Here is a 13,102-nt window from a genome sequence, read left to right on the forward strand (position 1 = left end):
AGTTATAGCCGCCATTAGTATTTCAAGCCCTATTTTTAGGGTAGATAAAAAGGCACAAAATAACCTAAAAGAAGCTCTTATCGAAACAAGTGCAAAAATATCCAAACAGTTGGGATATAATGGCAAATTATCATTAAATGAAAATTGAAAGATAAAAAATTATTTTAGTTAGGTGTAAAAAGTGAATCAATATATGACCAGTATAAAAAACAATTTCATTTTATCTAAGCTCAATCATAAAATATTACCAATATTTTTATAAAGGAGATTATTTAAATGGATAAGACCCTTGAAAGAATCGGTGAATTAGGAATTGTCCCGGTAGTTAAAATCGAAAAATCTGAAGATGCACTTCCCTTAGGGAAAGCACTTCTTGCTGGTGAACTCCCTATTGCCGAGATTACCTTCAGGACTTCTGCGGCAGAGGAGTCAATAAAATCTTTAACTAGTAAACTTCCAACGCTTTTAGTTGGCGCGGGGACCGTATTAACTATTGAACAGGTAAAAAGGGCGGTTTCTGCAGGTGCTCGATTTATTGTTTCTCCGGGTTTTAACCCAAAGGTGGTAGATTATTGTATAGAAAACAGGATTCCGATAACTCCTGGTATAAATAATCCAACCCAAATTGAGATGGCTTTGGAGAGAGGAATTGAGGTAGTAAAATTTTTTCCAGCGGAAGCATCAGGGGGATTACCACTTCTTACTTCTATGTCGGCACCATATTCAGGTATAAAGTTTATTCCCACCGGAGGAATTAACCTGAATAACTTAACTTCCTATCTATCCAACAAAAAAGTTCATGCTTGTGGAGGCAGTTGGATGGTAAAAGATAACCTAATTTCTTCGGGTAATTTTAATGAGATTACCCGACTCACCAGAGAAGCGGTTTCAACCATGTTGGGTTTTGAATTTTCCCACCTGGGGATCAATGAAGAAAATAAGGATAAAGCCCTAAATTCTGCCAACCTACTGTCGCACCTTTTTTCTTTACCTATAAACGAAGGTACCACTTCTATTTTTGCCAGCCCAGTCTTTGAGGTGATTAAAAACGGATATCTGGGGAAACATGGTCACATTGCCATGGCTACTAACGATATTAAAAGAGCAATAACCTACTTTAAAATGAAAGGTATTTCCATTCTTCCAGAAACCGCAAAAGAAAAGGAAGGTAGACTTAAAGCAGTTTATTTAGATCAAGAAGTATCCGGATTTGCCCTGCATCTTCTGCAGAAATAATCGTTGAAAAGGAGAAGATCATGAAAAAATATATTACTTTTGGAGAAATAATGTTGCGGCTTAAACCGCCTAATTGGGAAAGGTTTTTCCAGAGCCCTCTTTTGGAAGCAACCTTTGGAGGGGGAGAGGCCAATGTAGCCGTCGGATTAGCCCGATTTGGCTTGAATGTAGCTTATGTTTCGGTGATTCCTGATAATGCTATTGGAGATGCTTGCATCAGAGAACTAAAAAGACAGAATATTGATACTTCTCTTATCATGAGAAAAGGAAATAGATTGGGTATCTACTTTTTAGAGGCTGGGGCCAACCAAAGACCTTCTGTAGTTATTTACGATCGTTCTCATTCAGCCATTGCTGAAACAAGTCCCGGTGATATTAATTGGGATAAAGTATTTGAGGGAGCAAGTTGGTTTCATATTTCCGGAATTACGCCAGCTATTTCTCTTTCGGCTTCAGAACTTTCCTTAGAAGCAGTAAAAAAAGCCCAGGAAAAGGGACTCACTATTTCCTGTGATCTTAACTTTAGAAAAAAATTATGGCAATATGGGAAATCAGCTATTGAGGTAATGAATGAATTGGTAAAATATGTGGATATTGCCCTAGGGAATGAAGAGGACTGCCAGAAATCTTTAGGAGTGAAGGTAGATATTAACGTAGAGTCGGGAAAGCTGCAAGCTGAAAAATATAGAGAATTAACTGAACAAGTACTGGAACTGTATCCCAATATAAAAAAAATAGCCATTACACTAAGAGAAAGCCATTCTGCAGATGACAATGGCTGGGCGGCAGTGCTGAATAATCGAAAAGAATTTTATATTTCTAGGAAGTATGAAATTCATGATATTGTCGACAGAGTGGGAGGGGGAGATACTTTTGCGGCAGGCTTAATCTATGGTTTTAATAACTTGCATAATGATCAAGAGGCTCTTGAATTTGCGGTAGCGGCATCTTGCCTTAAACATTCTATTCCTGGCGATTTGCCTCTGCTTTCGCTGAAGGAAGTAGAAAGTTTAATGGGGGGAGCTTCCTCGGGGCGAGTCCAGCGGTAAAAGAGAGTAATAAAAAAGGTTAAAGCCGATTCTCACCGGATGATTAGGACGAAATTTAGGTATGGCTTTAAAGGGGAGGTGATAAGCTGAGAGAAATAATATAAAAAGTAAATTTTGTAACTAACATTATTAGTTCAATGTTAAATAAAATTAATTAGGAGGAAAGATGAGATGAAAAAACTAAGTATAATTTTGTTAATGACTGTAATATTAATATCGATATGTTCTTTGATGGTATCTGCGGAGGCGAAATATGTGCTGAAGTTTAACCATGTACTTTCTCCCAATGAACCCTATCATCAGGGTTTTCTAAATTGGGCTGAACGAGTTAAAGAAAGAACAAATGGTGGATTAGAGATCCAAGTTTTCCATAGTGCACAGTTGGGTGTTGAAGAGGACATCATAGAACAGATTCGCCAGGGTGTTAATGTGGGACAGAATACCGATTCAGCACGCCTGGGAAATTATGTTCCCGGAATTGCAGTAATGAATGGTCCCTATTTTGTAAATAGTATTGAAGATGTTGTAAAACTAAATCAGCTTCCTACTGTGAAACAATGGAATGAAGAATTGGCTACCAAATATGGGTTAAAGGTTCTTTCTTTTAATTGGGTGCAGGGTTTCAGACATTTTATGACCAATAAGCCTATCAGATCACCTGAAGATTTAAAAGGACTTCGTATCAGGACCCCCCCTGCTCCTATCTGGCAGGAATCTGTGAGAGCACTGGGTGCAGTACCCACAGCTATTAATTTCGGAGAAATCTATACGGCATTACAACAGAAAGCAGCGGACGGGGCGGAATTGGTTTACGCTAATATCTTTGGTGCCAATCTATTTGAGGTACTGAAATATGTTAGCGAAACCAAGCATTTTCTGCTGATAAACTTTGAAGTGGTAAGTGCCAAATGGTTTGACAGCCTTCCTGAAGAATATCAGAAAATATTGATTGAAGAATGTGATCGGGCTGGATTGGAAACTTCTTATGGAATGGAAGAAGGGATTCCTGATTTCAGAAAACGGGCAGTGGAAAAAGGCATGACAATCATTCAAGATGTTGATATAGAGGCATTTAAAGAGGCAGGAAAGGCTGCTTATGAAGTACTGGGTATTGCCGACGTGAGAGAACAGATCATTAAGGAATTAGAAGCTTTACCATAGTTGACATCTTGTTTTGTCTATCACTATAAACAACAGTTTTGTGATAATAAGAGGGCAAAGCTATTTACTAATATTGGAGCAAAGGTAAACATGCTTTGCCCTCATTTTACCAAAGTTATTATTAAAACATCCATTATATCTATCATACTTTTCTTATAACGATTATGAAATTTGTTTTCAATTAACCAAAACAGACAAAAAGGCGAATCATTTTAAAGCGGATCCATACGAATATTTGGATCCACTGAACTTATTATCCTTTTACTGACAGATAGGGGGTATTTACTTGATTAAATTTAAACAAGCTTATGAATTTATCGGTCATGCAGAGAATTTTTTATCCAGCTTTTTTTTCATTGTGATGGTAGTGATTATATTTGCAGCAGGGTTTGGAAGGAGTATTGGTTATCCTATTGGATGGGCAATGGATACCTCGACCTTTCTTTTTGCCTGGGCAGTATTCTTCAGCGCCGATATTGCCATGAGAAAAAATCGGCACGTAAGAGTAGAAATATTAGTAAACAAATTACCCAAAAAAATTCAAAGTTATATTACTTTACTTAATTATGTCATCATCGTTGTCTTTCTAGTTTTCCTTATTATATATGGTATCAAGCTTTGTTTTATTACCAGATTCAGGGCTTATCAGGGCATTCCAGGATTTAGTTATACCTGGGTTACCTTAAGTATTCCTGTTGGATGTACATCTCTTCTTGTAACTATTCTGCTTAAGATATGGAATTTGATTAAAAGTGAGAAGATTCAAATATTTAAGATGAAATAAAGCCATAGTGCGATATGATCACCATGATTGACAAAACGATTAAATGATCCCGAGTACTTACTAAGGAGGAATGATAATGTTACTTGTCTTTATTTTATTTGCTGTTTTTCTGTTGTTGGGTATGCCGGTAGCTTTTGCCATAGGAATATCGGGATTTGTCTTTTTTATCCAGCAGCCAACCCTGCCGTTTACCATGCCGGTTCAATTAATCCTTTCACAAACCCAAAATTTTACTTTACTTGCCATTCCTACGTTTATCTTTGCCGGTAATTTGATGAATAACACCGGAATAACTAAAAGACTTGTCAGATTATCTTCGGATTTAGTCGGGCATAAACCAGGCGCTCTAGCCCAAACCAGTGTGGTGATGAGCACCATGATGGGTGGTGTTTCAGGTTCGGCTATTGCGGATGCTTCTATGGAGTCACGCATATTAGGACCGGATATGACTAAACAAGGCTATGCTCGTGGCTATTCGGCAGGGATAAACGGGTTTTCAGCATTAATTACCATATCGATTCCACCTAGCATTGGTATGGTATTATACGGAAGTATTGGTGAAGTCTCCATTGGACGCCTTTTTGCCGGCGGAATTGTTCCCGGTCTTTTAATGATGCTTTTTTTAATGGTTACCGTATCAATTACCGCAAAAAAAAGAGGTTATCTTCCGCAGAATAAGGAGAGGGTGCCTGCAAAAGAGATGATAGCTACATTTCTGAGTAGTATCTGGGCAATTTTATTCCCGATTATTCTGTTAGTGAGTTTGAGATTAGGTCTGTTGCTCCCATCAGAAGCCGGAGCTCTCGCTTGTGTCTATGCCTTTGCCGTAGGCTTGGTTGTCTATCGTGAATTAACCTGGGAAAAGTTTAAAAGTGCAATTTATAATACTATACTGGATGTTGGTATGATTATGTATTTAATCGCCCTATCAGGTCTGGTGAGTTATGGAATTACCTGGGAGATGATACCGCAATTATTATCTCAATATCTTTTGGGATTAAGCGAAAATCCTTTAATTATTACCTTCATTATTTTACTATTTCTCTTATTTTTGGGGACTGTCATGGATTCCACGGTTATTATTTTATTATTGACTTCCATTCTGGTTCCCATTATGAAAGCACTGGGTGTAAATTTAGTATTTTTTGGGGTTGTCATGGTCATTACCTGTGCTATCGGTTTGTTAACTCCACCGGTAGGAGTGGCCATGTATTCTGTTTGTTCTATCATGGATTGTTCCATAGGTGAATTTGTGAAGGAAAGTTGGCCTTTTTTCTTAGCTGTCGTGTTTGTGGTATTATTATGCGTATTCTTCCCGGGCATTGTTACTTTTGTTCCCGACCTGATTTTTGGGTAAAATGAATACAATGAAGATTAGATAGAAACATAAACTATAAACATATCATTTGAAAAGGAGACTGCTCTATGTCTAATAAAAAGTTTAAAATCATCATTACAGATTGTGATCATCCGTCTGTGGAAATAGAAAAGAAAATATTGAGTGAAATTAATCCGGAGCTTACTCTGGAAACTTGTACAACAGAAGAAGATGTAATAGCAGTAGCGTCAGATGCCGATGGAATTATCAATCAATATGCTCCCTTTACCAGGAAAGTAATTAAGTCATTAAAGTGTTGTAAAATAATTGCTCGCTATGGCGTAGGGGTAGACAATATCGATGTTGAAGCAGCTACCGAACATAATATTATTGTGGCTAATGTTCCCGATTATTGTGTTGATGAAGTTTCTACTCATAGTATAGCCCTAATTTTAGCATGTGCCCGAGGGATAGCTTTATTGGATAGAAAAGTACGAGAAAAAAAGTGGGATTTTACCCTGGCTAAACCTCTCTTTCGAACCCAAGGGAAAACTTTAGGTCTTTTTGGTTTAGGCAGGATTGCCAGGATGGTAGCACAAAAATCTTTGGGATTTGGCTTCAAAGTAATGGCTTATGATCCCTATGTATCTAAAGTTGATATAGGAGTAAAGCTGGTTGAACTTCCTCAGTTATTGACCAATTCGGATTTTATCTCAATTCATGTCCCATTAACAGATAAAACAAGACATTCTTTTGGAGAGAATGAGTTAAAATTAATGAAAAAAACTGCTTATTTGATCAATACTTCCCGTGGTCCAGTTATTAATGAAAAGGATCTCTACATAGCACTAAAGGAAAAATGGATTGCCGGTGCAGCTTTGGATGTAATGGAGAAGGAACCACCCGATTGGGAAGACCCTCTAGTAAAATTGGACAATATAATTATTACACCCCATATTTCTTTTTACTCAGAGGAATCCTATGTGGAGTTGAAGACTAAGGTTGCCGAGTCAGTTCGTGCAGTTTTAAAGGGAGGATTACCCAGGGCAATGGTTAATCCCCAGTTAACCAAAAGGAAGATTTTATAAGGAGGTAGGCAAATGGATTTAGTTGATAAAGTAGCCATAATAACCGGTGCTGGTAGAGGCATAGGAAAGGCTATAGCGATTGCATTAGCCCGGGAAGGAGCAAGCGTCATTATTAATGATGTTGATATTCAGACAGCTGAGAAAGTAACCAAGGAAATTAAATCCTTAGGTTGGAAAGCTTTGGCTATCCAGGTAGATGTTTCAGATAGCAAAGAAGTTAATCAAATGGTACAATCAGTTATTAAAAAATTTAAAAGAGTTGATATTTTGGTAAACAACGCAGCCATTATCAAGCGTGGCTTGATAGAGGATCTTAAGGAAGAAGATTGGGATAGAGTTATTGACGTAAATCTCAAAGGTGCTTTCAATTGTATGAAAGCGGTCGCGGGAATTATGAAAAAGCAGAGATACGGTAAAATAGTAAATATTTCCTCTATTGCAGGAAAGGTCGGAGATCTTGCCTCTGCCCCTTGTTATGGAGCCTCTAAGGCAGGCATGATTTGCCTGGCAAAGTCATTAGCCAGAGAGTTAGCCCCCTATAACATAAATGTTAATGTTGTTGCACCCCATGCCATTAAAACAGATATGAGCAAGGAATGGTCAGAGGAAAAAAGAAGAAGTATTATTGCTGATATACCACTTGGCCGAATGGGCGAACCTGAGGATATAGCAGAAGCAGTAGTATTCTTGGTTTCAGATAAAGCAAAATTTATCACCGGAGAAGTCCTGGATGTCAATGGTGGATATTTAATGGATTAATAGGGGAGGGATTGGGATTAAATCTCTCAGCCAGTACATGTTTATTTTTAGTAAGCAATGAAGGGAGATTATACTTATGGACAATTCTATCCGAATTGGAATTGTTGGTTGCGGTTTTGCTGCCGAATTTCATTACACTGCCTATCAGCGGGTAACGGATATAGATATAGAAGTAGTTGGAATTACTTCACTTACCAGGGAACACCGTAAAGATTTTGCGAAAAAACGTGGAATTAAGTCTTTTGATTCCCTAGAAGAAATGCTTCCCGAGGTAAATGTTATTGATGTTTGTACTCCGGGATATGTTCATGAAGAAGTTTCTATAACCTCTTTAGAGGCAGGAAAACATATAGTAGTTGAAAAACCTTTTACGGGATACTTTGGGTCTCAAGAAGATAAGAATTTTAAAGGGAATAAATTTTCCAAGGGAAAGATGTTAGAAAGCGCAGTTGCTAGTGCGAGACGTATTATTGCAGCAGCTTTAAAGAGTAAGAAAAAACTTTGCTATGCAGAAAATTGGATTTATGCACCGGCAATTCAGAAAGAGGCTGAAATTATTACTAAAACCAAAGGGCAAATTTTATGGGCTTTGGGAGATCAATCACATTCAGGAAGTCTTTCTCCGGCTTATGGAATATGGAGATTATCAGGAGGAGGATCGATGGTAGGCAAGAGCTGCCATCCTTTAACCGCTGTATTATATCTGAAACAGATAGAGGGTCTTGCTCGTAATGGTAAAGCTATTCGTCCGCAGACAGTTAGCGCTCGGACTCATGAGATAACCCGGAATCCAAAGTTTATTGATAAAGGTTTTTTAAGAACTGATTATGAAGATATTGAAGATTACTGTCAACTTCATGTAATTTTTAATGACGGTATGATTGCTGATATTTTTGCTTCGGAATTAGTCATGGGAGGTGTACATAATTGGTTGGAGATTTTCGCGAATAATCATAGAACTAAGTGTAATCTAAGCCCTGTTAATGCAATGGAACTATACAATCCCCAAGAAGAACAACTTAAAGATGTATACGTGATGGAGAAGATTGGGACCAAACAAGGATGGTCTCATCCTACGCCAGATGAAAACTTTATGTTTGGTTATCCACAGGAGATTCAGGATTTTATGGAAGCGATTGCTACCGATCGTGAACCGAAGTCGGGAATGCTGGCAGCAAGTGATGTAGTGAGTGTTCTATATGCTGCCTACCTTTCAGCGGAATGCAAAGGAACTGAAGTTGAGATACGGCTTGACCCTTCCATATAAGTGTGTAAGATTTTGGAAGTTTTAATATAGGAGAATATTATGATAAATAATTTGGAAGTAAATGAAAAGAAAAAACGAATCAGGAATCTTATGAGTAAATTGAATCTTGATGCTATTCTTCTAAGGAAACATTGTAACTTTTCTTGGTTAACTTGTGGCGGAATTAATTATGTCAGTATAGCAACGGAAATGGGATCCGCCTCTCTTTTAATTACTGGGAATGAAGAATATGTTATTTGCAATAATATTGAGGCAGAACGCATTGAGAAAGAAGAGAAACTTTCGGAACAGGGTTATCAAATTAAATCTTTTAAGTGGTACGAGGATCGGGAAGGAAAAATGGTCGAAGAAATTACTCAAGGTGGAAAAGTCGGTTGTGATGGTGATTTTTCAAGGACCATAAATATTTCGAACGATTTAAATCCTCTTCGCTATTCTCTTACTTCATGGGAAGTCGAAAGATATAAAGAAGTCGGCTATCTTACTTCCAAGGCTATCGAAGAAACTGCTGAAACAATAATACCAGGCAATAAGGAATGTGAAATTGTCGGAAGACTTGCAGAAAGATTGTGGTATGATCGTTTAGATTATATTACCACATTTTGCGCTGCGGATGAGCGAATTTCTTACTTTAGGCATCCTATTGCTTCAGAAAAGAAAATTAATAAAAGAGCAATGCTCTGTGTCAATGCCCGGAAATGGGGATTAATTATATCTCTTACCAGATTTGTACAATTTGGTAAAGTTCCAGATGAGTTAAGAAAGAAATACGACGCCAATGTCTATATTGATTGTGTTCTAATGGCAAATACCATACCGGGAAAACCGGTGGTCGAAGCTTTTGAAAAAGGGATAGAAGCATATAAAGAGGTGGGATATCCTGAAGAATACCAACTTCATCATCAAGGGGGAGCTATTGGTTATAACGGAAGAGATTATAAAGTAAATTTCCAAACGAAAGAGGTGGTACAGGAAAATCAAGGATTTACCTGGAACCCATCTATTACCGGTAGTAAAAGTGAAGATACTATGCTGGCTACTTCTGATGGTCCGTTACTTTTATCCAAACCTATAATCTTCCCCAAATTAGAAATAAAAATAGGAGGTGATTATATCTTTATAAGACCTGATATTCTGGAAAGATAGTTAAATTATCAATAAATAATTTGGATAAAAAATTATTAAAAGGAGGTATCTAATGAAAATTTTTATGAAGAGCAAGAAATTGATTGTTTGCATAACTGTGATTACTTTACTGTGTCTCGTGCTTATCCCCGAGATTTTAGCTCAAGAAGCTTACCCTTCTCACGAGATAGAGCTGATGATCCCCTGGAGTATTGGCGGCGGAACGGATATAGCATTCAGGACTTTTATTTCCATACTTCCCAAATACTTAAAAGTTCCGGTTATGATTGTTAACCGACCTGGGGGAGGAGCTGTTCCGGGATATGCGGAAGCAATGCAAAAGAAGCCGGATGGATATTATATCCTTGCCTGGGCTACACCTTCACTCACCAAAACTCACATGAGTGTTACCCCTTATGATTATAAAACCTTCGATCCGATTATTAATTTGGTCAATGCTCCCTGCTGGATTTTAGTTCCAAACGATTCACCCTTCCAGAATTTAAATGATTTTGTTAAGGCAGCAAAGGAAAAGCCCGGTGAGGTTACCATTGGTAATGCAGGAGCAGGCGGTGGAACACACATGATTGCCTTAGCATTTGAACAAGTGGCGGGAGTTAGTTTTAATCATGTACCTTATCAAGGAGGAGGTCCGGCACTGGTTGGAGTAATGGGATCACATGTTGATTCTGCAATTCTTTCTCCTCCCGAGGGAGTAGCACAGATGGAGGCTGGGGGATTAAGGTGTCTGGCTATTTTTTCTAAAGATCGACTGGAAGATTTCCCGGATGTTCCCACAGCAATAGAACAAGGGGTTGATTTTACCCTGGGACAGTGGAGAGGTCTTGCAGCTCCTAAAGGCACCGATCCAGCAAAGATAAAGGTTATCCATGATGCTTTTAAAGCCACTATGGAGGATCCTGATTTTCTCACCCTTGCCAAAAAGGCAGGAATACTCCTCGAGTATAAGGGGACTGAAGAGTTTACCAAATGGGTTGAAGAGCAAAATGAGTTCTATAAAAATTTAATTATAAATAATAAACTAGGCGATAAGTATAAATAATAATTAGAGATTGTTTGAAAGGTGATAGATAACTAAACACTTATCACCTTTCAAACTAAAAACCAGAAGGAATTAATGGGTAAAAAAGAGATTTTATTAAGTATTTTTTTTATGATAATTTCCATGGCAATTTATTTTTTAACTTTTCAGTTTCCCAAACAAACTGTTGCTCTATCACCCAAAGTATTTCCCCAGTTTGTTAGTGTAGGTCTATTCCTGCTTTCTTTGATACTCTTATTACAAGGGATATCCGGGGCCAAAAAGGAGTCCGAACAAAAGAAAGTAAAGTCGGATTTAAATAAAACAGTTCTTATTAAAATACTGATCATGATAATCTTAGCCTTTTTATATCTACGAATTCTTCCTTTGGCCGGTTACTTAATAGCCACTCCATTATTTTTAGCAGGCTCCATGCTTCTTTTTAATGAAAAAAGGTGGTTTTTGATTGTGACTATTTCAATATTTGCTACGGTTTTGTTCTACATTTTATTTAGAATAGTATTTAGAATTCCTCTACCACGCTTTAATCTTTTTTAATCTTTTTTACAAGGTGATCTAAATGTCGGAAATTATACAAGGATTCTTATATGTTTTGTATCCTTTTCACTTTATATTTCTTTTTTTAGGAGTAGCTGGTGGAATTATTGTGGGAGCTATACCGGGATTGACGGGTTCAGTCGGAATAATTTTACTCCTTCCCCTTGTTTATCGTTTAGATGCAAGCACTGCCATGGTCATGCTCTGCGGAATGTTCTGTGGAGCAATATACGGAGGGTCAATATCTGCTATCCTTCTCTCTATCCCTGGAACTCCTTCTGCTGCCGCAACAGTGCTCGATGGATATCCCTTAGCTCAGAAGGGAGAAGCGGGAAAAGCAATTGGAATTGCTACAATTGCCTCAACAACCGGAGGAATTATCTCTACTTTCTGTTTAATGTTTATTGCCCCGCAATTAGCACGATTTGCCCTTAAGTTTGGGCCAGAAGAATATTTTGCCCTAATGATATTTGGACTTACTATTATTGCCAGTGTCGCTGGGAAATCGCTGGTCAAGGGACTGATTGCGGGCTTTTTTGGTCTTCTCATTGCAACGGTTGGGCTAGATCCGGTTACTGGTTATGCACGTTTTTCTTTTAACATTCCTAATTTAATGGCTGGTTTCCCCCTTTTGCCCGTTCTTATTGGTTTATTTGCTGTATCACAAATTTTTATTCAACTAGAAGCGATAGGTAAAAAAATTAAACATTACCAACAAAAAATTTATAGGATATTACCATCTTTTCAAGAATTGAGAAACATTTTTCCTACTATTATTGCCTCCTCCTTTTTGGGTACTTTTATTGGCATTATTCCCGGAACCGGAGGAACTATCGCCTCATTTTTAGCCTATGGTGAAGCAAAAAGATGGTCGAAAAATCCTGATTCTTTTGGAAAAGGGAATATTTTAGGTGTAGCAGCACCTGAGGCAGCAAATAATGGGACAACGGGTGGAGCAATGGTTCCACTTTTGTCCCTGGGAATTCCCGGAGATGTCGTTACTGCTGTCATGCTCGGTGCTTTACTGCTTATCGGGATAAAGCCCGGTCCTTTTTTATTTAGAGAACATCCTGAAATTATAAATTCAATCTTTGCTGGACTATTGCTGGCTAATATTTTAATACTTTTACTCGGAATTTTGAGTGTAAGGTTATTCCCTCGTATTTTAAGAACTCCCGATGCCATTCTTTTTCCTTCTATATTTACTTTATGTTTTTTGGGTGCCTTCTCACTTAATAATAGTGTTTACGATATGTCCGTTGCTCTTCTATTCGGAGTAATTGGATATATTATGAGAAAAAACGGCTTTCCCATGGCCCCAATTGTTTTAGGTGTGATATTAGGGCCTATTGCAGAAGACGAACTTGGCAGGGCTCTGATCATAGCTCATGGAGATTGGACCGTTCTTTTTCAATCCCCTATTGCAATCTTTTTCTATGTGATTTCTCTGCTTTCCTTGTTATATTCTTTTAGAAGACAATTTTCTGCGCACCCGAAAAACTAAACGAAGAAATGTTTTTAAATAATATGGCAGGGTAAAAATAAATTCAATTCCTTTAATTTTTGCTACGCTCTTTTTCTGCGTTAAATAATTGAAGGAAATGATGTTATAATTAATTAGACCCAGAAATTCATCAAAATGAATTATGCAATAAAAATCTGTATTTGTTACCCCTCAAAGGCATGGTAAAACCTTTTAGGACTATTAATAATAT

The 13,102-nt window shown here is 37.7% G+C and carries 12 protein-coding genes; all 12 read left to right on the forward strand.

Annotation, left to right across the window (positions count from 1 at the left end; all coding sequences use genetic code 11):
- Positions 1-276: 276 nt before the first annotated feature.
- The 12 genes from ENO17_10010 (at position 277) to ENO17_10065 (ending at position 12,891) form a co-directional block, all read left to right on the forward strand.
- Positions 277-1,236 (forward strand): bifunctional 4-hydroxy-2-oxoglutarate aldolase/2-dehydro-3-deoxy-phosphogluconate aldolase, encoded by a 960-nt coding sequence (locus ENO17_10010; protein ID HER25365.1) that lies wholly within the window; start codon positions 277-279, stop codon positions 1,234-1,236.
- Positions 1,237-1,256: 20 nt separating this feature from the next.
- Positions 1,257-2,285, forward strand: a complete 1,029-nt coding sequence (locus ENO17_10015) for a sugar kinase (protein ID HER25366.1) — start codon at positions 1,257-1,259, stop codon at positions 2,283-2,285.
- A 171-nt stretch (positions 2,286-2,456) separates the two neighbouring features.
- The gene (locus ENO17_10020) at positions 2,457-3,446 is read left to right on the forward strand and encodes a C4-dicarboxylate ABC transporter (protein HER25367.1); all 990 of its coding nucleotides are present in this window, start codon (positions 2,457-2,459) and stop codon (positions 3,444-3,446) included.
- 361 nt (positions 3,447-3,807) lie between these two features.
- Positions 3,808-4,230 carry a TRAP transporter small permease gene (locus ENO17_10025; protein HER25368.1) on the forward strand — a complete coding sequence of 141 codons (423 nt, stop codon included), beginning with the start codon at positions 3,808-3,810 and terminating at the stop codon, positions 4,228-4,230.
- A 76-nt stretch (positions 4,231-4,306) separates the two neighbouring features.
- On the forward strand, positions 4,307-5,587 hold the full coding sequence (locus ENO17_10030; protein ID HER25369.1) for a TRAP transporter large permease subunit: 1,281 nt from the start codon (positions 4,307-4,309) through the stop codon (positions 5,585-5,587).
- A gap of 68 nt (positions 5,588-5,655) precedes the next feature.
- On the forward strand, positions 5,656-6,636 hold the full coding sequence (locus ENO17_10035) for a C-terminal binding protein (protein HER25370.1): 981 nt from the start codon (positions 5,656-5,658) through the stop codon (positions 6,634-6,636).
- Between the two features lie 12 nt (positions 6,637-6,648).
- Complete coding sequence (locus tag ENO17_10040) at positions 6,649-7,395, forward strand: 3-oxoacyl-ACP reductase FabG (protein ID HER25371.1); 747 nt, start codon at positions 6,649-6,651, stop codon at positions 7,393-7,395.
- 76 nt (positions 7,396-7,471) lie between these two features.
- Positions 7,472-8,662: a Gfo/Idh/MocA family oxidoreductase gene (locus ENO17_10045; protein HER25372.1), complete on the forward strand. Its 1,191-nt coding sequence runs from the start codon at positions 7,472-7,474 to the stop codon at positions 8,660-8,662.
- Between the two features lie 39 nt (positions 8,663-8,701).
- Positions 8,702-9,808, forward strand: coding sequence for a peptidase M24 (locus tag ENO17_10050; GenBank protein HER25373.1), 1,107 nt, complete (start codon positions 8,702-8,704; stop codon positions 9,806-9,808).
- Between the two features lie 64 nt (positions 9,809-9,872).
- A complete protein-coding gene (locus tag ENO17_10055) occupies positions 9,873-10,850 on the forward strand; it encodes a tripartite tricarboxylate transporter substrate binding protein (GenBank protein HER25374.1) in 978 nt (325 codons plus the stop codon).
- 75 nt (positions 10,851-10,925) lie between these two features.
- Positions 10,926-11,387: a tripartite tricarboxylate transporter TctB family protein gene (locus ENO17_10060; protein HER25375.1), complete on the forward strand. Its 462-nt coding sequence runs from the start codon at positions 10,926-10,928 to the stop codon at positions 11,385-11,387.
- A gap of 22 nt (positions 11,388-11,409) precedes the next feature.
- Positions 11,410-12,891, forward strand: a complete 1,482-nt coding sequence (locus tag ENO17_10065; protein ID HER25376.1) for a C4-dicarboxylate ABC transporter permease — start codon at positions 11,410-11,412, stop codon at positions 12,889-12,891.
- Positions 12,892-13,102: the final 211 nt, after the last annotated feature.

The sequence above is a fragment of the Candidatus Atribacteria bacterium genome (genome assembly GCA_011056645.1).
GTDB lineage: Bacteria > Atribacterota > Phoenicimicrobiia > Phoenicimicrobiales > Phoenicimicrobiaceae > Sediminicultor > Sediminicultor quartus.

Bases quoted from the DNA above. Each gene is read 5' to 3' on its own strand.
- ENO17_10010 (HER25365.1), top strand. From the start codon at position 277: ATGGATAAGACCCTTGAAAGAATCGGTGAATTAGGAATTGTCCCGGTA.
- ENO17_10015 (HER25366.1), top strand. From the start codon at position 1,257: ATGAAAAAATATATTACTTTTGGAGAAATAATGTTGCGGCTTAAACCG.
- ENO17_10020 (HER25367.1), top strand. From the start codon at position 2,457: ATGAAAAAACTAAGTATAATTTTGTTAATGACTGTAATATTAATATCG.
- ENO17_10025 (HER25368.1), top strand. From the start codon at position 3,808: ATGGTAGTGATTATATTTGCAGCAGGGTTTGGAAGGAGTATTGGTTAT.
- ENO17_10030 (HER25369.1), top strand. From the start codon at position 4,307: ATGTTACTTGTCTTTATTTTATTTGCTGTTTTTCTGTTGTTGGGTATG.
- ENO17_10035 (HER25370.1), top strand. From the start codon at position 5,656: ATGTCTAATAAAAAGTTTAAAATCATCATTACAGATTGTGATCATCCG.
- ENO17_10040 (HER25371.1), top strand. From the start codon at position 6,649: ATGGATTTAGTTGATAAAGTAGCCATAATAACCGGTGCTGGTAGAGGC.
- ENO17_10045 (HER25372.1), top strand. From the start codon at position 7,472: ATGGACAATTCTATCCGAATTGGAATTGTTGGTTGCGGTTTTGCTGCC.
- ENO17_10050 (HER25373.1), top strand. From the start codon at position 8,702: ATGATAAATAATTTGGAAGTAAATGAAAAGAAAAAACGAATCAGGAAT.
- ENO17_10055 (HER25374.1), top strand. From the start codon at position 9,873: ATGAAGAGCAAGAAATTGATTGTTTGCATAACTGTGATTACTTTACTG.
- ENO17_10060 (HER25375.1), top strand. From the start codon at position 10,926: ATGGGTAAAAAAGAGATTTTATTAAGTATTTTTTTTATGATAATTTCC.
- ENO17_10065 (HER25376.1), top strand. From the start codon at position 11,410: ATGTCGGAAATTATACAAGGATTCTTATATGTTTTGTATCCTTTTCAC.